At 72.9% G+C, this 20,490-nt stretch carries 17 protein-coding genes; 6 read left to right on the top strand and 11 right to left on the bottom strand.

Features of this window, described 5'->3' with window-relative positions; all coding sequences use genetic code 11:
- Nucleotides 1–33 precede the first annotated feature (33 nt).
- The 3 genes from ACWDN5_RS15510 to ACWDN5_RS15500 all read left to right on the top strand — a co-directional run bounded on the left by ACWDN5_RS15510 (nucleotide 34) and on the right by ACWDN5_RS15500 (nucleotide 2,012).
- Nucleotides 34–1,086, top strand: coding sequence for a sensor histidine kinase (locus ACWDN5_RS15510; RefSeq protein ID WP_449676758.1), 1,053 nt, complete (start codon nucleotides 34–36; stop codon nucleotides 1,084–1,086).
- Nucleotides 1,083–1,709, top strand: a complete 627-nt coding sequence (locus tag ACWDN5_RS15505) for a response regulator (protein WP_449676757.1) — start codon at nucleotides 1,083–1,085, stop codon at nucleotides 1,707–1,709. Before ACWDN5_RS15510 ends, ACWDN5_RS15505 begins: the two co-directional genes overlap by 4 nt.
- Nucleotides 1,710–1,841: 132 nt before the next feature.
- Nucleotides 1,842–2,012 (top strand): hypothetical protein, encoded by a 171-nt coding sequence (locus ACWDN5_RS15500; protein WP_449676756.1) that lies wholly within the window; start codon nucleotides 1,842–1,844, stop codon nucleotides 2,010–2,012.
- Nucleotides 2,013–2,079: 67 nt separating this feature from the next.
- Here ACWDN5_RS15500 and ACWDN5_RS15495 read toward each other — a convergent pair whose 3' ends face one another.
- The 10 genes from ACWDN5_RS15495 to ACWDN5_RS15450 form a co-directional block, all read right to left on the bottom strand.
- Nucleotides 2,080–2,877 (bottom strand): AfsR/SARP family transcriptional regulator, encoded by a 798-nt coding sequence (locus tag ACWDN5_RS15495; RefSeq protein ID WP_449676755.1) that lies wholly within the window; start codon nucleotides 2,875–2,877, stop codon nucleotides 2,080–2,082.
- 329 nt (nucleotides 2,878–3,206) lie between these two features.
- Nucleotides 3,207–4,145, bottom strand: coding sequence for a hypothetical protein (locus ACWDN5_RS15490; RefSeq protein WP_449676754.1), 939 nt, complete (start codon nucleotides 4,143–4,145; stop codon nucleotides 3,207–3,209).
- Complete coding sequence (locus ACWDN5_RS15485; protein ID WP_310972657.1) at nucleotides 4,142–5,272, bottom strand: endonuclease/exonuclease/phosphatase family protein; 1,131 nt, start codon at nucleotides 5,270–5,272, stop codon at nucleotides 4,142–4,144. Before ACWDN5_RS15485 ends, ACWDN5_RS15490 begins: the two co-directional genes overlap by 4 nt.
- On the bottom strand, nucleotides 5,269–6,279 hold the full coding sequence (locus ACWDN5_RS15480) for a glycosyltransferase family 2 protein (RefSeq protein ID WP_310972656.1): 1,011 nt from the start codon (nucleotides 6,277–6,279) through the stop codon (nucleotides 5,269–5,271). Before ACWDN5_RS15480 ends, ACWDN5_RS15485 begins: the two co-directional genes overlap by 4 nt.
- A 48-nt stretch (nucleotides 6,280–6,327) precedes the next feature.
- A complete protein-coding gene (locus tag ACWDN5_RS15475; protein ID WP_310972655.1) occupies nucleotides 6,328–7,371 on the bottom strand; it encodes an NAD-dependent epimerase/dehydratase family protein in 1,044 nt (347 codons plus the stop codon).
- Nucleotides 7,368–8,789: an aspartate aminotransferase family protein gene (locus ACWDN5_RS15470; protein ID WP_449676753.1), complete on the bottom strand. Its 1,422-nt coding sequence runs from the start codon at nucleotides 8,787–8,789 to the stop codon at nucleotides 7,368–7,370. Before ACWDN5_RS15470 ends, ACWDN5_RS15475 begins: the two co-directional genes overlap by 4 nt.
- Nucleotides 8,790–8,949: 160 nt before the next feature.
- Nucleotides 8,950–9,657, bottom strand: a complete 708-nt coding sequence (locus ACWDN5_RS15465; protein ID WP_449676752.1) for a response regulator transcription factor — start codon at nucleotides 9,655–9,657, stop codon at nucleotides 8,950–8,952.
- Between the two features lie 159 nt (nucleotides 9,658–9,816).
- Complete coding sequence (locus ACWDN5_RS15460; protein WP_310972652.1) at nucleotides 9,817–10,161, bottom strand: hypothetical protein; 345 nt, start codon at nucleotides 10,159–10,161, stop codon at nucleotides 9,817–9,819.
- Nucleotides 10,162–10,278: 117 nt separating this feature from the next.
- Nucleotides 10,279–10,809, bottom strand: coding sequence for a M15 family metallopeptidase domain-containing protein (locus ACWDN5_RS15455; protein ID WP_310972651.1), 531 nt, complete (start codon nucleotides 10,807–10,809; stop codon nucleotides 10,279–10,281).
- A 44-nt stretch (nucleotides 10,810–10,853) separates the two neighbouring features.
- Complete coding sequence (locus ACWDN5_RS15450; RefSeq protein WP_449676751.1) at nucleotides 10,854–13,919, bottom strand: AfsR/SARP family transcriptional regulator; 3,066 nt, start codon at nucleotides 13,917–13,919, stop codon at nucleotides 10,854–10,856.
- A gap of 132 nt (nucleotides 13,920–14,051) precedes the next feature.
- Here ACWDN5_RS15450 and ACWDN5_RS15445 point away from each other — a divergent pair, with 132 nt between their 5' ends.
- The 3 genes from ACWDN5_RS15445 to ACWDN5_RS15435 all read left to right on the top strand — a co-directional run bounded on the left by ACWDN5_RS15445 (nucleotide 14,052) and on the right by ACWDN5_RS15435 (nucleotide 19,388).
- Nucleotides 14,052–15,419 carry an FG-GAP repeat domain-containing protein gene (locus ACWDN5_RS15445; RefSeq protein WP_310972649.1) on the top strand — a complete coding sequence of 456 codons (1,368 nt, stop codon included), beginning with the start codon at nucleotides 14,052–14,054 and terminating at the stop codon, nucleotides 15,417–15,419.
- Between the two features lie 28 nt (nucleotides 15,420–15,447).
- The gene (locus ACWDN5_RS15440) at nucleotides 15,448–16,983 is read left to right on the top strand and encodes a GH25 family lysozyme (RefSeq protein ID WP_310972648.1); all 1,536 of its coding nucleotides are present in this window, start codon (nucleotides 15,448–15,450) and stop codon (nucleotides 16,981–16,983) included.
- Nucleotides 16,984–17,153: 170 nt separating this feature from the next.
- Nucleotides 17,154–19,388 carry an AAA family ATPase gene (locus ACWDN5_RS15435; protein WP_449676750.1) on the top strand — a complete coding sequence of 745 codons (2,235 nt, stop codon included), beginning with the start codon at nucleotides 17,154–17,156 and terminating at the stop codon, nucleotides 19,386–19,388.
- 173 nt (nucleotides 19,389–19,561) lie between these two features.
- Here the strand turns inward: ACWDN5_RS15435 and ACWDN5_RS15430 are convergent, their stop codons facing one another.
- Nucleotides 19,562–20,458: a LysR family transcriptional regulator ArgP gene (locus ACWDN5_RS15430; RefSeq protein WP_449676749.1), complete on the bottom strand. Its 897-nt coding sequence runs from the start codon at nucleotides 20,456–20,458 to the stop codon at nucleotides 19,562–19,564.
- Nucleotides 20,459–20,490 lie beyond the last annotated feature (32 nt).

Genomic DNA, 20,490 nt, shown 5'->3' with positions numbered 1-20,490 from the left:
CCCGGAGGCGGCGAACGGCCGTAGGCTCGGGTGATGACGCGGATCGTGCCGTGGGTTTCCGGTGCCGTGTACGGGATCGTGCTGCTGGCCGGGCTGTACTACGTCCTCGCCGGCCTCAGCGCCGCGAACGGGCTCCGGCTCGCCGGCTTCGTCGCCGGGATCGGGGCCCTGTTTGCGCTGGACGCCGTCGAGCGACGGGTGGCCCGCGGGCCCGCCGCCTTCCTCGTCGCGCGGCTGGTGCTGTTCGTCGCGGTCGCCGCGCTCGACGAGTCGGGGCTGTCGCGGGTGCTGTTCGTGCTGGTGCCGTTCGCCGCGTACCTGACGTTCGGGCGCACCGCCGGGCTCGTGCTCGGCGGGCTCTGCCTCGGGGTGCTCGCCGCCGGGTTCGCGCTGTGGGTGCCCGGCTGGTACACCGACATCGACGCCGTGTCCGACGTGCTCATGTTCTCCGTGGGCCTGGTGCTGGCCCTGGCGATGGCCGACGTCGCGGTCCGGGAGCGGCGGGCCGCGGCGCGGGTCGCCGAGCTTTCCGCCGCGGCCGAACGCAACCGGCTGGCCCGCGACATCCACGACAGCCTCGGCCACCACCTGACCGCCGTCTCCATCCAGCTGGAGAAGGCGGCCGCGTTCGCCGGCCGGGACCCGGACGTCGCCGAGCGGGCGCTGGCCGACGCGCGCCGCTCGGTGGGGCACGCGCTCGAGGACGTCCGGACCTCGGTCGGCACGCTGCGGTCCGGCGGGCGGTCCCTGGTCAGCGCGCTCACCGAGCTGGGCGTGGCACTCGACGTGCACGGCGAGGAACCCGGCCTCGACCCGGCGACCGTGACCACGCTCTTCCGGGCCGCGCAGGAGGCGGTCACCAACGCCCGGCGGCACGGGCGTACCGGCCGGATCCGGGTCTCGGTGACCTTCGGCGCCGCCACCAGCCTGGTCGTCACCGACGACGGCCGCGGCTTCGACCCCGCCGCGCCCCGGTCCGGGTTCGGGCTGCTCGGCCTGCGGGAACGCGCCGCGCTCGTGGGTGGCACCGTGACGGTGGACAGCGAGCCGGGCCGCGGCACCCGGGTCACGGTGGTCGTGCCGTGAGCGTGCGGGTGCTCGTGGTCGACGACCAGCGGCTGGTCCGCGAGGGCATCGCCTCCCTGTTGGACATCCAGCCGGGGATCTCGGTGGTCGGCACGGCGGCGACCGGCCGGGAGGCGATCGAGCGGACCCTGGCGCTCGGCCCGGACGTGGTGCTGATGGACGTGCGCATGCCGGAGATGGACGGCGTCGACGCGGTCGCCGTGCTGCGCCGCCGCGCCCCGGACTGCCGGGTGGTGATGCTGACGACGTTCGACGACGAGGCATACGTCGTACAGGCGCTGCGGGCCGGCGCGGCCGGCTACCTGCTGAAGGACCTCCCGGCCGCGGAGCTTGCCGAATCGGTCCGGCTGGCCCACGCCGGCGTCACCCAGCTCGATCGCGCGGCCGCCCGCCACGTCGCCGCGGCGCTGTCCGGGCACCCGGCGCCGCCGGAGGTCCTGACCGGCCGCGAGACGGAGGTGCTGCGCATGGTCGCGACCGGGGCGACGAACCGCGAGATCGCGGCCCGGCTGTTCCTCAGCGAGGGCACGGTGAAGAACCACATCTCCCGCATCCTCGGCCGGCTCGGCCTGCGCGACCGCACCCAGGCGGCCGTGTACGCCCGCGACCGGGGACTCATCTGATCGTGCTTTTCCGCAAAACTCAGTCTTTGGTCTGAGAAAAGCCGCCGGAAATCCCCGTTTTTCGCCTGAGGACAATGGGCGGCGCAGCCGCGTAACGTCATTTCCGGCCACGGCGAAACGGGAGGTCCGACCATGAACGACGACCGGGAATCCGCAGTACCGGCAGCACTGCGGAGCAAGGGCAGGTTCGGCGCGCTGCCGAAGATCGACGTCGTCGGGCTCACCATCGATCTCGCGGTGGCCACGGCGGTTCTCCTCCTGCTCGCCAAGACGACCGACGGCCGGCGGGACGAAGCCGCCTGACGCCGAAACCGGTCGTGAGTGGCAAAGCGGGTTCTGACCCGCTTCGCCACTCACGACCGGGTGCCGATCAGGTGAGCGCGAGCGCCACCTCGTCCGAACCGAGGATGCCCCGGCGGAGGTTCTGGACCCGCTCGGACGGCTCCAGGCCCAGTTCCCCGCGCAGCGCGTGCCGCAGGCGCTCGAAGACCTCCAGCGCTTCCACCCGGCGGTCCACGCGGTGCAGCGAGAACATCAGGTACTCGTGGAAGCGTTCGTGGTACGGGTGCTGGTGCACGAGCATCGACAGTTCACTGACCAGCTCCCGGTGCCGGCCCAGGCGCAGCTCGCTTTCGATCCGCAGTTCCCGGGCGGCCACCCGGCGTTGCTCCAGCCGGGTGATCTCCGATCTGAGCGGCAGCCCGTGGTCGATCTCCGGCAGCACCGGGCCGGTCCACAGCTTTTCCGCCCGCCGCAGCAGTTCGACGGCCCGCTCGTCGTCACCGCCGGCCGCGGCGCGCTCGCCCGCGGCGGCCAGGCCGAGGTATTCGTGGAGGTCGAAGGAGCAGTCCGCGAGCTGGAACCGGTATCCCTCGCTGCGCGTCACCAGCACCTCGGTGCGGACGTGGGCGGGCGGCAGGTGCAGCTCGCCGGCGAGCCGGCGGCGCAGGTTGAGGATGTAGGTCTGCAGCGCGGTGCGCGCCCGCCGGGGCGGCTCGGCCGGCCACAGTTCGTCGATCAGCTGGTGCACCGGGACGACGCGCCCGTAGTTGAACAGCAGAAGGGCGATCACTTCACGTTCTTTGGGTGCGCTGGGCGCGGCTTCACTGCGATGTCGCCCCCGGATGGACAAGTTGCCCAGGATCGTGATGGTGGTGCGGTCCCCCATGTTTTCTCCTTCGCAGGAAAATGTTGTTCACATCGAATGCGGAAGAGTTGCCTTCCGAATTGCCGGACCCATTCGGAGCGCATCCCCGGAGCGCCCGTCCGTCAACAACCCCCGAACCCGTATTGTACACCGTCCACCTCCCACCAAACACGATTAATCGAAATTGGCGAATCCTCCGAAGACAGGGAAAACCGGTGGATTCGACCCAATCACCGAGCGGATCTCGTGGCGGGCGCCCCGATTCAACGCGGATTCGACCGGCCGGTGCCGAGCGTCACGGGGTGGGCATACGGATGGCGGAATGCCGGGCCGGCATTCCGCCATCCGGGTCAGTCCGCCGCCGACGGTGCGACACCCGGGGAAGCGGGCGAAAGGCGCACGAACGCCGAGACCCCGGCGGCGAGCAGGTCCGCGGCGGTCACCACGAGCCGGCTCATCGCGACGACCGCCACGACGGCGGACGTCGGCGGCCCGGCGAGCGCGGCGTTCAGCGCCAGCCCGAGTACGGCCTCCCGCGCCCCGAGCCCGGCGGGCAGCACGACCACCAGCACGCCGGCGACCGACGCGAGCGCGAACCCGCCGGCGAGCACCGCCGCCCCGGGCAGCCCGCCCGCCGGCAGCCCCTGCGTGAGCACCACCAGGTGCAACCCGGCGAGCAGCCACCCGGCCGCCGTCAGCCCCAGCGCGCCGAAGACCGCGCGCGGTCCCGGGAGCGTCACGGTCTTTCCCGTGCGGCGCCGGACGATCGCGGCGGCCAGCCGGGTCAGCTGCGGGGCGCCGATGACCAGCAAGCCGCCCGCGAACACCGGCACGACCACCCACCACACCGGCTGGACCGCGGCCAGCGCGGGCACCGCCACCAAGCCGACCGCCAGGCCGGCGACCGTGGACACGAGCACGCTCGCGAGGAACGCGCTGGCCAGCAATCCGGGCGGTTCACGCAGCTTGCGCGCGAGATCGGCGTGCGCGACCGCGGGCCACAACCCCCCGGGCAGGTACCGGCCCAGCCCGGCGACGAAGTACACCTTCGCCGCGACCGGTGTCGCCAGCCGGCAGCCGAACGCCGTGAGCAGCGCCCGCCACCCCGCCATGCCCAGCCACGCGCCCGCCGCCGCGATCGCGAGCGCGGCGGCGAACCGGCCCCAGCCCAGCGACGTCACGACTCCGATGACGTCGCCGCGGTGCGTGAACAGCTGGTACCCCAGGAAACCGAGCACCGCCACGTAGAGGCCGGCCCGCACCACAGCCAAGACCTTGCGCCGGGTCACCGCCCACCGGCCAGCGAGATCCGGGTCCGCTGCAGGTCGTGGTCCGACAGCCCGGCCGGGTCGTCGAACCGGTAGTCGTGCACGCGTACGCCCGGCGTGGTCAACGTCCAGTCCAGCCGCCACAGCGGCGCCGACGCCGGCCAGGAGCCCGGGTAGAGCGACGAGCTCGCCCGGCCGGCGTCCACGAGGGTGTCCCGCAGGCCGTCGAGGTCGCCCATCGCCGGGCTGGTGTTGAAGTCGCCCGCGACGAGCAGCGGGTTCGGGTTCGCGGCGACGTCCTCGGCGAGCCCGGCCAGCTGGGCCTTGCGCAGGCCGTCGCGCGTGTGGACGTAGCTGTAGAAGCCGTGGCTCAGCGGGTTGCGGGTGACGTCGACCTGCACCGGCAGGTGCACGTTGTAGACGGTCAGGACCGACGAACCCACCTGCAGGTCGGTCCGCAGCACCTTCGCGCTCTCGAACACGTCGGGGTAGGACGCCCCGTCGGGCAGGCCGCGGTCCGGGCCCACCCGCGGCTGGGCGAGCACCGGGTAGCGCGACAACGTCAGCAGCTCGCCCCGGGCCACGATGTGGTAGCCGGGGAACTCCGCGCGCAGCCGGGCCAGGTCGTCCGCGTCCCGGGCGCCGTCGGTCCCGACCTGGTCGACGTATTCCTGCAGCAGGTAGACGTCGGCGGGGTGGGCGTGCAGGTAGGCGTAGAACCGGGCCGGGTCGTCGGTCTGGTCCCAGTACTCGGTGTTCCAGGCGACGACGGTGGGGGCGCCGGCCGGCGCCGCGTCTTCGCCGCCGCCGATCGCCGCCACGTTGACCCCGCTGCGGCCCGCGCCGGCCACCAGCGCGGCCACGGCCAGCACCAGCACCAGCCGGAACGCCGTCTTCGGCACCCGCCGCCGCAGCAGCCGCGGCACCGCGAGGGCGAGCGCGACCAGCGCCGGGCAGACCAGGAAAGCGAGCGGTGGCAGCAGGCCGGGCAGCAGCCAGACCCACCCCTCGCCGGTGAACAGCACGTAGGCCACGGTGAACAGCAGCCAGGCCACGGCGAGCCCGACCAGCACCCGGGTCGCGGCGCACCACCGGGCCGGCCGCGGCGGGAGCGGCTGTTCCGGCTCTTCCAGGGTCTCGGCCGTCATGCCGGTGCCTCGTCGTAGATCCGCCGGAACCGCGGGGACAGCACCCACTGCGCCGCGCCGGTCAGCACCCCGGCCGCGATGGCGACGTTGGAGACCAGGTTGGTGCCGACGAAGAAGAGCCCGAAGCCGAGGCCGCGGCGGCGCGCGACGAACCGGTACATCGCCCCGTCGGCGGCGATCGACCCCAGCAGCAGGCCGGCCGGCACGACCGTCCACAGTGGTCCGGCGAGCACCGGCAGCGGCAGGGTCAGGACCGCGCCCAGCGCGGCCAGGCTGCCGGCCGCGCGGGCGGGCGACTCCGGTCCCTTGCCGAGCTTCTGGCCGCCCGCGAACAGCGGCACCCGCAGCAGCGACCGGGTGAACACCTTGCTCAACAGCACCTTCAGCTTGTCGTCGTGGTCGTGCCGGCCGCGCACCGCGGAGGTGAGCCGAAGTTCGTAGTCCCGGCCCAGCCGGGCACCGTAGTCGGCGTCCTCGGTGTGCCGCAACTTCGCGTTGAACGGCCCGACCGTGGCGAACACCTCGGCCCGCATGGCCATCATCGCCGGGTAGATCCCGGAGATCGGGCCCTCGCAGGCGACCTGGACGTAGTGCAGCTGGAGGCTGCGGTAGCGCTCGACCGCGCCGTCGTCGATCAGCGGGTCGGCGTCGTAGATGCCGCACACCGCGCCGATCCGCTCGTCGGACCGCAGCAGGGTGACCGCGTTCAGGACCGCGTCCGGCGCGAGGCCGACGTCGGAGTCGAGGAAGAAGAACACCTCCCCGGTCGCGGCTTCCGCGCCGACGTTCCGGGCACCGGCGCAGCCCATGTTGACCGGCGTGTGCACCACCTTGGCGCCGAAGGACTGCGCCACCGCGACCGAGTCGTCGGTGCTGCCGTCGTCGACGACGATCACCTCCAGGCGCGGGTACGCCTGCTCGGCCAGCGCGGCCAGGCAGAGCCGCAGGGAGCGTTCGTAGTTGTAGTTGGGGATGATCACCGATACCAGCGGGGTCCGCTCGATCATGGGAGTTCTCCGTCGATCCGTCCGGGGTGGGCGTGCGTGGCGAGCACGTCAGAACAGGGCCTTCACCAGGCTCAGCGCGCCCTGGTTCCACGGGTCGCGCGAGGTGCGGCCGGTGTCGGCGGACGGCTTGCGGGACGGCCGGCGCTGGGTGCACCACCAGCGGTAGGTGTCCAGGATGGCCTGCCGGTTGGACACCCGCGGGACGAACCCGAGGTGCTCGCGGGCCTTGTCGATGCTGACGTAGGAGTCGGCCATCAGCTTGTGCAGCAACCGGCCGTAGACCGGCGACATCTTGTACCGCTGCAGCGTCCGGAGCACGGCCAGCGCCGGCCGGGCCGGCAGCGACACGACCCGCTTGCCGTGGCCGGCCGCGTCGAGCACGCACTGGAAGTCCTCGCGGATCGTGCCGAAGTCGGCGGCGCCGAGGTTGTAGGTGTCGTTGGCGACCGCCGCATCCGCGCCGAGGGTCGTGACGACCGCGTCGACGAGGTCGTCGACGCCGAACATCTGGATCCGCACGTCGCCGCGGCCGAGGACGGGGAAGTTGTGGCCTTCGGCGGCCCACTCGAAGAGCATGGCGAACAGGCCCATCCGGCCCGGCCCGAGGAACGTCTTGGGCCGCAGCATCGCCACGCACAGCCCGTCGCCGCGGAAGGATTCGCAGACCTCCTCGGCAGCCGCCTTGGCCCGGCTGTAGGAATCGACCGGGCGCCGCGGGTACGACTCGGGGGTCGGGACGACGTCCGGCAGGCCGTAGACCGCGGTCGAGGAGATGTGCACCACCCGCGGCACCGCGCGGTCCCGGCTCGCCCGCAGCACGTTGCGGGTGCCGTCGACGATGACCGAGCGGATCTCGTCGTCGCGGTAGCTGGGCAGCGCGGCCGCGCAGTGCACGACGGCGTCGACGCCGGCGACGGTCCGGTCGAGCAGCGCGGGATCGCGGATGTCGCCGCGGACCTCGGTGACCCCGGCCCGGGGTTCCCGCGGCGGGTTGAGGTCCAGGCCGACGACCTCGGCGCCGTCGGCCCGCAGCCGCCGGACGAGGTTGCCGCCCAGCATCCCGCTGCTGCCGGTGACCAGGACCCGGGTCACCACTGGGCCCTCACGCGGTCCTTGACGAACTTGCCGAGCAGCCGCGGCAGGCCCTTGGCGAGGGTCTTGCCCAGCGCGTCGAGGAACAGCTCGATCTCCTCGCGGCCGACCACCAACGACGGCGCGACCACCAGCGGCGTGTCGCCGTTGGGGCTGAAGTACGTCAGGATCCCGTGCTCGCGGTAGAGCTCGCTGATCACCGCGCTGGTCACGAGCTTCGTGCGGAACTTCGGGTCCTTGGCGAACCCGGACGGCGCGAGCCGGGCGGCCATGCTGAGGATGGCGGGCCCGTTGTCGAGGAAGACGCCGAACAGCGAGCCGGTGCCGGTCACCCGGGTGATCGTGTCGGGGAACTCCTTCTGCAGCCGTTCCAGGCCGGTGCCGAGCACCGCTTCGATCTCCCGCGCCCGGCGCGGGAAGTCCTCCTCCACCACGATGTTGACGGCCTCGATGGCGGTCGCGGTCTCTTCGCCGAAGCCGTAGTAGGTGGTGGTGTGCAGGATGACGTCGCCGAGCCGGTCGTAGGCCTGGCGGAACAGCGGCTCGCGCACGGTGTAGCCGGAGATCGACGCCTTGCCGCCGCCGAAGGACTTCGAGTAGGTGAGGATGTCGGGCACCAGGCCCTCGTGGCGCATGAAATAGAAGAGGCTGCCGGTCTTGCCCCAGCCGGTGTAGATCTCGTCGAAGATCAGCACGATGTCTTCGGCGGTGCAGAGCTCGCGCAGTTCGCGCAGGGCTTCCTCGCTCCAGTGCCGCATGGTGGACGCGCTGAACGGCTCGACGAGGAGCGCGTAGACGTCGGAGGTCCCGTCGGCCCGGCGGTGCGTGGCCACCAGTTCGCGCACGGCTTCGACGTCACCGAACGGGTAGGAGACGTTCGGGATGCCGGGGAACTCGAAACTGTTCTCCCGGGAGCCGGTCAGGCTTCCGGTGGCCAGCAGCTTGCCGTGGAAGCTGATGTCCGAGCGCAGGATCGTGTTCCGCTTGCCCTCGTGGTACTTGTACGCGAGTTTGACCGCGCCTTCGTTGGCCTCGGCCCCGGAATTGGGGAAGTAGGAGATGTTCAGATCACCCGGCAGCACCTGCGCGACATTGTGGCTGAGCGCGGCGACATACGGCGAAAAGAACGCCTTGTGCACCTCCATCCGGTGCAGGTCCTGGAACCGCTTTCTCGCCGCGAGGATGCGCGGGTGGTTGTGGCCGTGGTTGAGGACACCGACCGCGCCGGTGAAGTCGAGGATGCGCTCGCCGTCCCGGGTCGTGATCCACACCCCGTCCGCGCTTTCCACGAGCCGTTTCCCGAATCCGAACGTCGACAGCAGCGAGACCTGGGACCGGCTCACGTGGTCCCGGTAAAGGCCCTGCAATTGCTTGACGGTGAGGGATTCGCATTCTTCGACGGAGATCAGGCTGGGCATCATGCTCCTCGTGACGATTTTCCGGCCGACTCCGATGAAAACTACGGTAGAGCCGTCACGCGCCGCTTCAGCCGACAGTCTGAGATGTCCCCTGTCTCGTTCTCCGCCAAACGAATGAGATGGCCGGACACCGAGGTGCCCGGCCATCGAAAACGCTTTCTCACGCCGACGTCAGCCGGGCGTCCCCCTGGTCGGCGAACCGTTGCACGGGCAGGTGCACGATGCCCGACCGGTAGGCCAGCGCGACCGCCTGCGTGCGGTCCCGGACCCGCAGCTTCTGCAGCAGGTGGTAGATGTGCGACTTGATCGTGCTGGTCTGCACGACCATGGCGGCCGCGATCTCGGCCGTCGTCATCCCCTGCGAGATGTACTGCAGGACGTCCCGTTCCCGCTGGGTGAGCTGGTCGAACACGGCCGGCCGCGGCCGGTCGCGCACGAGCGTGTCCAGCAGCTTCCCGGCGACCGCGGGCGGCAGGCTGGCGTGCCCGGCGGCCACCTCGCGCACGGCGGCCGCCACTTCGTGCGCGCCGCTCGAGCGGCACACGAACCCCCGCACGCGCGACGAGAGCAGCCGGGCGACGCGGTCGCCGTCCGCCGAGTCGCCGATCAGCAGCACCGGCACGGCGAGGTCGGTCAGCGTGGCTTCGTCGGCTCGGCCGAGCAGGTCGACGGCGAGGACGACGGCCGACGGCGACACCGCGCGCACCACGGCTCTGAGCGAGGCGAGCGACTCGACCTCCGCCGACACGTGCAGCGCCGGGTCCTGCTCCAGCTTCCGTCTCGTTTCGGCCCGGTTCAGCGGCCACTGCTCGGCCAGCAGCACCTCGGTCACCGGTTCCGCCGGGCGGTGTTCGCGCTCGAATCCCACTTCGCTCCCCAGTCGCACAAGTCCTGCTTCCGATGGCCGCCAGCGTGTGGACCGGCGCTCAAGGAAGGATCAAGGACCACTGCACGAGGCCGCCTTCGAACCCGGGAACCACGTGCGCCGGCCCCGCGCCGGAGAGCGGCGCGGGGCCGGTGGACGGGGTCAGCAGGAAACGGCGCCGTCGTACCGGGCGAGGCCGCTCCGCCACGACGTCATCCAGCCGCCGTTCGCCTCGAGTTTCGTGCACGGGCTGTCCGAGGCGAACGCCCAGAGGATCTTGGCGTGGATGACGTAGCTGCAGTTGTTGATCACCCAGGCGTCCTGCCCGGAGTGGTCGTAGTCGGCGCAGCCGGGCAGCGTCCCGGTCACCCCGAACGCGGCCACGACCTGCCCCGAGGACGCATCACCGCCCGCGGTCGCGGCAGCTCCCGTCCCGGCCGTCGACACCATGATCCCGCCCGCCGCGGCGAGGACCCCCGCGGCCGAGGCGATCTTCTTCACCAGCATTGCTCCCCCTTTTTCTCGGTGATGGGACCGGCCCGACGCAGCCTGGCAGGGCCGGCCGTCCCGGCGAGGGAGTTTCGAACACGCTCGAAGCTGTCTTCGTCTTCCTCGCGTGACCGCTCACGGGCCGCTCGGCAACGGCCCATAACGCGCCCGGGGCGCCTGGCTCACCCAAGCCCAGAACCGATCACCGTACGACCAGTGCCACCACCGAGCCGGGTAGTTCACCAACCCCGCCGCCACCAACGCGGGCACCAGCAACTCCCCCACCCGCCCCTGCGGCGGCCCGACCGGATCCGCACAACACGCCGGCACCGGCTTCACCACTTCGTCCACTTCGGACAGTGTGAGGTCCACGGCACCACCCGTCGGGTGCGGCGCGGCGGCGGACTCGGCCGGCGGGCAGGCGCACGCCGGGCCGGGGCACGGCCGATCGGGCGGGCGGTAGCCGGCGACGATGAGCAGGCGGACATCGCGGGGCAGGAGGCTCTGGGCCGTCACCAGGCGGTCGACCAGGCCGTAACGGAGGTACGCCGTCCCCGCCACCCGCAGCGGGGCCGACGTCCGGACGTCGACGAGCTCCTCGCCGCTGTCGCGGATCGGGATGCGGGCCAGGCGGGGGTCGGACAGCAGCACTTCTTCTGGGGGCACCGGCCCACCGTCGCCCACCCGGCTGCAGAAACCCTGGAATCGGATTACAGCGCCGTGAGCTCGCCGTATTCGCGGGACCCGTAGGCGCGGAACGTCTCGATCGCCTCGGCCAGCGCGGCCTTCGCCGCGGTGTGGTCGCCCCGGGCCTCCTCCAGCTGGGCGATGTCGCGCAGGGTGCGAGCGCCGAACAGGAACGCTTCCTGTTCGCGGAACGCCTCGAGCGCGCCGGTGAGCCAGCCGCCCGCCTCGGCGAACCGGCCGGCGGCCAGGTCCAGCTCGCCGAGGGTGCGCATGACCATCGCCTCGCCCCAGCGGTCCCCTTCCGCCCGGTGGGCGTCGAGCGCCGTCTCCAGTGGTTGCCTGGCCTCGGCCAGGCGGCCCATCCGGAGGTGGGTCTTGGCCAGCCCGCGCAGGCAGAACGACACCAGCTTGGGGTCGCCGAGCCGGCGGAACAGCGCCAGCGCGCGGGTGAACGTCTCCTCGGCCTCGGTGAGCCGGCCGCGGCCGAGGTGGGTCAGGCCGATCGTGCGCAGCGTCAGCGCTTCCCCGCGTTCGCTGCCGGCCCGGCGGTAGGCCGCCAAGGCCGCCGCCAGCGCGCGATCGGCGGCCGCGAAGTCGCCGCGTTCCAGGTGCACCGAGCCGGTCAGCCGCTCGCAGTGGCCGGTCGCGCGCTCGTCGTCCAGGCTCCGGCACACCGCGGCCGCCTGGGCCAGGAAGTGCCCCGCTTCGGGGAGGTAGCCCTGGTCGCGGCAGGCCAGCCCGAGCGCGGTCAGCGCGCCTGCCTCCCCCCGCGGGTCCTGCAGGTCGCGGAACCGCTCGACGGCGTCGGTGAAGGACCGGCGGGCGTCGGCGAAGCGGTCCTGCTCGTACCGGAGCTGGCCGAGCTGGGCCAGCAGGATCGCTTCGCCGCGGGTGTTGCCGGCCGCGCGGGCGGCGGCGAGCGCGGCGCCGTGCGCGCGGTCCCACAGGTCCAGGACGCTGTTGAGGGGATAGCTCGACGAGCAGAGCACCGACGCGATCGCGACGGCCGGCTCGTCGAGGCCCGCCTCGGCCGCCCGCTCCACGGCGAGCACCAGCGACGCCTGCTCGATGTCGAGCCAGCCGCGGGGATCGGTCAGCGCGGTGCCCAGCACCTCGGGGTCGACCGGGGCGGCTTCGGCCGTCGTCAGGGGAATCGCCCCGGACGTGACGTGGTCGGCGATGTGGTTGCGCAGCCGGTCGAGGACCGCGGTCCAGCCACCGGCCACGCGGGCGGTCGAGGCCACCAGGTCGGCGTGGGGCTCGTGCCGTTCGGCCTCCTCGCGCGCGTAGATGCGGACCAGGTCGTGCAGCCGGTAGCGGACCTGGCCGGTGTCGTCGACGAAGGTGTAGTCGACCAGGTGCGTGTCGACGAGGTGCTCGACGACCTGCTCGGCCGTGCCGAGGTCGGTGTCGAGCGCGGCCGCCACCACCCAGGACCGGAAGTCGGCCAGCCCCAGGTACCCGAGCCGGCGCAACGCGGTCCGGGCGGCGGGTTCCAGGTTCCGGACGCTCAGCTCGATGCTCGCGCGGATCTGCTGGTCACCGGCGCACAGCTCGGTGAGGCGGCGCCGCTCGTCGGTCAGCCTGGTCGCGAGCAGGCGTGCCGTCCACTGCCGGCGGGTGGCCAGCCGCGCGCCCGCGACCCGGACCGCGAGCGGCAGGTTGCCGCAGCAGGCCACGATGTCCGCCGCGGCCTCGGGTGCGGCGTCGATCCGGTCGGCCCCGGCGATGCGGGACAGCAGGGCGGTCGCCTCCCCCGCGGAGAGCAGGCCGACCTCGACGAGGTGCGCGCCGGCGAGGCCGCCCAGCCGGTGGCGCGAGGTCAGCAGGACCGAGCAGGTCCCGGACCCGGGCAGCAGCGGACGCACCTGCTGCTCGTTCGCGGCGTCGTCGAGGACGATCAGCACGCGGTGGCCGGCCAGCGCGGTGCGGTAGGCGTCCATGCGCTCGTCCGGGTCGTCCGGGATCGCGGTCCGGTGGGGCTGCAGGGCCCGCAGGAAGCGGCCGAGCACCTCGGTCGGTGACGCCGGGGTGCCGGTGGTGCCCCGCAGGTCGACGTGCAGCTGCCCGTCCGGGTAGGCCGCGGACACCCGGTGCGCCACGTGCACGGCCAGCGCCGACTTGCCGACCCCGCCCGGGCCGAGCAGGGCCGCGATCGCCGGGCCGCTCCGGCCGCCGGTCAGCACCCCGGTCAGCTCGCCGACCAGGTCGTCCCGGCCGGTGAAGTCGGCCGCGTCGGGCGGCAGCTGTTTCGGCACGGCCGCGCGCGGTTCGGCGGGGGACGGCGGGACGGGCTCGGGTCGAGCGGGCGGCACGGGCCGGGCGGGCGGCTCGGCGGGCGGGCCGAGCAGGTCCGGGTCCGACCGCAGGATGGCTTCGTGCAGCCGGGTCAGCTCCACGCCCGGTTCGATGCCCAGCTCGTCGATGAGGACCTCGCGGCCCTGCCGGAAGACGGCGAGGGCGTCGGCGGCCCGGTCGGCGCGGTACAGGGCGAGCATGAGCTGGCCGCGCAGCGACGCCCGGGTCGGGTGCTGCCCGACCAGCACGGTGAGCTCGCCGACCAGTTCGTCCGTGCGGCCCAGGGCCAGGTCGGCGGCGATGCGGGCTTCGATGACCGCGAGCCGCTGCTCGTCGAGGCGGGCGGCCTCGCCCGCCAGGATGCGGCTGCGCACCCCGCCGAGCGCGGGCCCGCGCCACAACGCGTCGGCGGCTCGGAAGGCGTTCGACGCCTCGCGGTACCGCCCGTCCGCAGCGGCGGAACGTCCTTCCGCCGTGAAGGTCTCGAAGCGGTGCCGGTCGAGGCTCTCGGCGCCGAACCGCGCCAGGTAGCCCGGCGCCACGGTGCGGACGATCTCCGGGCCGGCGTCGCCGAGCGCCCGGCGCAGCGTGGACACGTAGGTCTGGATCAGCGCCCGCGCGGTGGGCGGCGGCTCGTCGTCCCAGATGATGTCGACGAGGCGGTCCGCGGCGATGACCCGCCCCGGCTCGAGCAGCAACGCGGCCAGCAACGTGCGGATCTTCGTGCCCCCCAAGGCCACCGCACCGGTCTCGCCGGCGGCCTCGACCGGTCCGAGCAGCCGGAACTCCATCCCCGCCCCTGAATGTCTCCCCCGAGATGTCCTGGCGGACCCTACGCCCGGCGGCGACGCCAGAGAACCGCTGTATGGCGGTTCCCGGCGGATTTGCAGAGAACCTGCAGCACGGGTCCCGACGCTGTGGCCATGACCAACAAGACGATCGCCCGGCTCACCGTCACCTTCGCCACCGCGGCACTGACCGCGGTCTCGATCGCCGTCCCGGGCACGGCGCACGCATCGGCCGTCAACGGCCCGATCTCGCGAGGCGAGGTCCTCGATCGGGCGCAGTACTGGGTGGACCAGGGCTACACCTACACCCAGACCGGCACCCACGTCCCCGGCCCGGACGGCGGGCAGACCTACCGCCGGGACTGCTCCGGGCTCGTTTCGATGACCTGGCACCTCAACACGAGCCTGATCACCAACGAATTCCTCAGTAGAGCCCAGAACGGCAACGGAATGCACGTCGTGGCGCGGGACGACCTGCGCCCCGGCGACGCGATGGTCCGCGACAGCGACGGCAGCGGCCCGGACGGCCACATGGAACTGTTCGCGTTCTGGAAGAACCAGGGCGACCACAGCCAGGGCGCCTACGTCTACTCGTTCAACTCCACCGGCCAGACCGTGCAGAACCCGTACAAGGTCAACAACAACGGCAACCTCGGGTTCGACTCCTGGTCCGAAGTCGCCTCCTACACGGCCATCCGCTACGACCGCATCGTCGACCAGTCCTCCGGAGCCAACGGGGTCGCCGCCGGCGACGTCACCGGGGACGGCCGGGCCGACCTCGTCGCCCGCAAGCCCGACGGGACGCTCTGGCTCTACGCCAACGGCGGCAGCAACACCGCGCCGTACAGCACCGGCAGCCTGATCGGCACCGGCTGGCAGGGCTTCGGCTGGTTCCTCGTCGGCGACGTCACCGGCGACGGCAAGGCCGACATCGTCGCCGCGAAATCCGACGGGACGCTGTGGCTGTACACCCACGGCGGCGACAACACTTCGCCGTACAGCACCGGAACCCTGATCGGCTCCGCGTGGCAGCAGTTCAGCCACGTCACCCTCGCCGACGTCACCGGAGACGGCCGAGCCGACCTGGTGGCGGCCAGGCCCGACGGCACCCTGTGGCTGTACACCAACGGCGGCAACAACACCTCGCCGTACAGCACCGGCAGCCAGATCGGCGTGGGCTGGGAGCAGTTCAGCTGGATCCTCGGCGGCGACGTCACCGGCGACCACCGGGCCGACATCGTGGCGGCCAAGCCCGACGGGACGCTGTGGCTCTACGTCAACGGCGGCAGCGACACCGCGCCCTACAGCACCGGAACCCAGATCGGCGTGGGCTGGGCCCAGTTCGACCGCATCCAGGTCGGCGACGTCACCGGTGACCACCGGGCCGACATCACCGCGTCCCGCCCCGACGGCACGCTGCTGCTCTACACCAACGGCGGCAGCGACACCGCGCCCTACAGCACCGGCAGCCAGATCGGCTCCGGCTGGCAGACCTTCGCCTGATCGGCCTCTCTCTCCACAGGAGCTCACCATGCGCAAGTACCTCTTGGCGGTGCTGGCCGGAGCAGTTCTCCTCGGGGGAACCGCGCCCGCGATCGCCGCGGAGACCACGGCCGCGGCTCTCCCGCCCGGCTACGGCATCAACGGCATCGACGTCTCCAGCCACGACCACTCCGGCGGCAAGACGGTCAACTGGGCCAACCAGAAGGCGGCCGGCGACGAGTTCGCGTTCGTCAAGGCGACCGAAGGCACCAGCTACACCAACCCGTACTTCGACCAGGACTACCACGGCGCCAAGAACGCCGGCCTCTACACCGGCGCCTACGCGTTCGCCCGCCCGGACCTCGGCAACCCGGTGGGCCAGGCGAACTACTTCGTCGACCACCTGCAGTGGGCGGCGGACGGCCGGACGCTGCCGCCCTTCCTCGACCTGGAGTGGCCGTACAGCTCGCTGAACCTGCCCGACTGCTACGGCCTCGGCCAGAGCGACATGCGGGCGTGGATCAGCTCGTTCCTCAACCAGGTCAAGGCCCGCATCGGCCGCACGCCGATGATCTACACGAACGTCAACTGGTGGAACCCGTGCACCGGCAACAGCACCGCGTTCTCCGCGTACCCGCTCGACATCGCCAGCTGCAACTCGTCGCCGCCGTCGGTGCCGGGCTGGGGTACCCGGTGGACGTTCTGGCAGTACGACATCGACGCCTGCGGCCGGGGCGCGGCCCACGACTCCAACGTCTTCAACGGCTCGCTGGCCCAGCTCGCCGCGCTCGCGGGCGGCTCGGGCGGCGGCGCGAACGGGGTCGCCGCCGGCGACGTCACGGGGGACGGCCGGTCGGATCTCGTGGCCCGCAAGCCCGACGGGACGCTCTCGCTTTACGCCAACGGCAGCAGCAACACCGCGCCATACAGCAGCGGCAGCCTGATCGGCACCGGCTGGGAGAGCTTCAGCTGGTTCCTCCCCGGCGACGTCACCGGCGACAGCCGGGCCGACATCGTCGCGGCCAAGCCCGACGGATCGCTGTGGTTGTACGCCAACGGAGGCAGCAACACCTCGCCGTACAGCACCGGAACGTTGATCGGTTCGGCGTGGCAGCAGTTCGGCCACGTCACCCTGGCCGACGTCACCGGAGACGGCCGGGCCGACCTGGTGGCGGCCAAACCGGACGGCACGCTCTGGCTGTACACCAACGGCGGCAACAATTCCTCGCCGTATAGCACCGGGAGCCAGATCGGCGTGGGCTGGGAGCAGTTCAACTGGATCCTCGGCGGCGACGTCACCGGCGACCACCGGGCCGACATCGTCGCCGCGAAACCCGACGGGACGCTCTGGCTGTACACCAACGGCGGCAGCAACACCGCGCCGTACAGCACCGGCAGCCAGATCGGCTCCGGCTGGGCCCAGTTCGACCGCATCCAGGTCGGCGACGTCACCGGCGACAGCCGGGCCGACATCACGGCGACCAAGCCCGACGGAACCCTCTGGCTCTACACCAACGGCGGCAGTGACACCGCGCCGTACAGCACCGGCAGCCAGATCGGCTCCGGCTGGCAGATCTTCGCCTGAGCCACCCCCGCTGGTGCCCCCGGCCTCCGCCGGGGGCACCGGCTACCAACGTTGGTAGTCCACAGTAGACACCAACGACACCCGGCGGATCCTGTGGTACAAGTGGATGACCGTCGCAGGCCATCGAGACTGCCGATCGGGAGGACACCGACATCCTGGGGGATCAAGGTATGCCATCGATTCACGGGCACAACGCCTCCACCGGACCAGCGCACCGAGTCCCCCGGCGGTCCGACGCACGGGGCCGCGAGGCCGAACTGGCCCGGCTCACCGGCATCGTGGACGGCGCGGAACCCGGCGTCCGGGCGGTGCGTGTCAGTGGTGACCCGTGGAGCGGGAAGTCCGAACTGCTCGCGGCGCTCGCCGGCCACGCGAAAGCCCGCGGCTGGGCGGTCGCCTGCGGCGCGGCGGGTCCCCTGCCCGGTTCGCTGCCCTTCGGCGTTTTCTCCGACGCCCTCGACGACCTGCTGGCCTCGCCGCACCCGGCGCTGCTCGACGGATTCCCCGAGTACCACGTCTGCTGGCTGGCCGGCATCTTCCCGGCGCTGGCCCAGTACGCGCCCGACGCGGCCGTGCCGACCGATCCGTCGGAGCTGCGGCACCTCTTCCACGCGGCGCGCGCCTTGCTCGAACGGCTCAGCGCCGGCGCGCCCCTGCTGCTGGTGGTCGACGACCTCCAGTGGGCCGACCCGGCGTCGGCCGACCTGTTCACCCACCTGATCCGGCGCCCGCCGAACGCGCCGGTCCTGCTGGTGACCGCGCTGCGCCCCCGGCAGACGGCCGGCGACCTGCTGGCCGCGCTCGACGGCACCGGCGTCGCGCACATCGCCCTGCCCGCGCTGCCCGAGGACTACCTCGGCACGCTGCTGCCGCCCGGCCTGCCCGCCGTCCGCCGCGATGCCCTGTTGGACGCCGCGGACGGCAACCCGGGCCTGCTGCGCGCCCTGGCCGCGGCGGAGGACACGCCGGACCGGACCGGCGGCCCGGGACTGCCGGTGTCGCCGCTGCGGGAGTTCCGCACGCTGGGCCCGTTCACCTGGACCGTCGCGCACGCGGCGGCCCTGCTGCGCGAGTCGTTCGACACCGGGCTGCTGGCGACGGTGGTGGACGGCGGCGAGGGCCCGACCGGGGCCGCCGTCGACGAGCTCGTCGCACACGACATCCTGCGCGTGGACGGCAGCAACGGCACCTTCCGGTTCCGCAACCCGCTGCTGCGCGCCACCGCGCACCAGGCCGCCGGGGCGGCGTGGCGGCTCGGCGCGCACGCCCGGGCCGCCGCGGCGCTGCGCGACCGGGACGCGCCCGCCCCCGAGGTCGCCCACCACCTGGCGCACTGCGCGCTGGTCGAGCGGAACGACGCGGCCGGGATCCTGGTCGAGGCCGCCCGCGAGGTGCGCTGGGAGCGTCCGGCCGACGCCGCCGCCTGGCTGCGCCGGGCCCTGGACGCCCGTGGCCCGGTGTGCGCCGACCACGTCCCGCTGCTGGCCATCGCGCTCGTGGTCACCGGCCGCACGGCCGACGCCCGTGTCCTGTTCGACCAGGTGGCGCCCGGCCCGGAGACGGCGCTGTGGGCCGGGCGGGCGCTGCACCTGGACGGCCACCGCGAAGCCGCGGCCGACCGGCTCCGCGGCGGGCTGCGGGTCGTCGACCCCGGCGATCACCGCACCCAGGCGCGGCTGGTCGCGGACCTGCTCGCCACCACGGTCGGCACCCGCCACCCCACCGCGGTCCCCGACCTGGCGATCCTCTCGTCCGTGAAGGGCGTGCCCGGCCTCGGCCCGCTGGCCGACCACCTGGACCCGGCGGCAGACGCGGGCCCGCGCGCCCTGCTGCTGGCCCTGGCCACGTTGACCGACCCCGCCGGCCGGGCCGCCGAGGACCAGCTGCTCAAGGCCAGGACGCTGATGGCCAACGCGTCCGACGCGGACCTGGCCCCCGACGTCACCCCGCTCTACTGGCTGGCCCGCGCCGAACACGCCCTCGCCCGCGACGACCTGGCCGGCCGGCACCTCCACCGGGCCCTCGCCATCGCCACCCGGTTCGGGCACCGCTACGTCCTCGGCAGCCTCACCACCCTGCTCGAGCACCTCGACGACAACCGGCACCCGGAGCCCGACCCGCTGCCGGACGCGGACATGCCGTCGGAGCTGGCCCAGCTGAGCGGTCGCGAGCGCGAGATCTCCCGCTTGGTCAGCGACGGCCGGACGAACCAGCAGATCGCCCGCACACTGGGCCTGAGCCACAAGACGGTGGAGACCTACCTGGCGCGCATCTTCAAGAAGCTCGCGCTGTGTTCACGGGCCCAGCTCGCCACCATCGTCGGCCGCTCGGTCTCGATGCCGGCGTTCCCCCACCCCGCCGCCCCACCGGCGGGCGTCGCCGCCGAACGCCTGATGCCGGCCTGAGTCAGGAACCGGGGCCGCGCAAGCCCGCCGCGCCAGACTGCCCCCGGCCCACCGACCCGCGTCGGCGCCGAACGACTCAGGCCCGAGGAGCCAGGAACCCGGGCCGCGCAAGCCCCCCGCGCCGGCCTGCCCCCACCCCGCGTCACCGCAAATACCCCAGGCGGCCCGAGACCTCAAGAACCGGGGCCGCGCAACGAAGACGCCGCCGCAGCCGCGACCGCTTCGGCCACTGTGGACAGCGCCGGCAGGTCCAGTTTCCACTGCTGCCAGTAGAGCGGCACGTCCACCGGCCGGTTCCGCGCCAGCGGCACCAGCGTCCCGGCCCGCAGCCCGGGTGCCGCCTGCACCTCCGGCACCATGCCCCAGCCGAGCCCCGCCTCCACCGCGGCGACCACCATTTCCGACGCCGGGACGTAGTGCCGCTGCGGGCTCGCGCCGTCGCCGCCGAGCAGGCGCACGAATGCGTCCTGCAGGTCGTCGTGGTCGTCGAACACCACGACGGGCGCCGCGGTCAGGTCGGCCCGCAGCGCGCCGGTGATCCAGCGCGCGACGAACGCCGGACTGGCCAGCGGCAGGTAGCGGAGGGCGCCCAGCGGGCGCACCGAACAGCCCTGCACCGGCGCGGCCGAGGACGTCACCGCGGCCATCACCCGGCCCTCCCGCAGCAACGTCGTGGTGTGTTCCTGGTCCTCGCGGTGCAGTTCGAAGCAGATCGGCGGGTCGGCGACCACGCCCGCCAGCGCCGGCAGGAACCACGTCGACAGCGAGTCGGCGTTGACCGCGATCGGCACGCGGACCGGCTCGCCGCTCATGCCCAGCTCCGCTCGCGCGTCCCGCTCGAGGGCCGCGAGCCGCCGCGCGAACCGGACCACCACCTGCCCCGAGCCGGTGACGCGCACCGGTTTCGTGCGGGTCACCAAGACGCTCCCGGTCCGCTGCTCGAGGGCCTTGACCCGCTGGCTCACGGCCGACGGCGTGACGTGCAGCACGGCCGCGGCGGCGTCGAACGTCCCGGCGTCGACGACCGCGAGCAACGTCCTGACCTGGTCCAACGGCAGCTCGGCGATCACGGGGCCCGATCCTAGAGGGCGGCGCCCTTGAC

It is taken from the genome of Amycolatopsis sp. NPDC003731 (assembly GCF_053586895.1).
The sequence above is the reverse complement of the archived record's forward strand: the minus strand, read 5'-3'. Positions and strand labels throughout refer to the sequence as shown.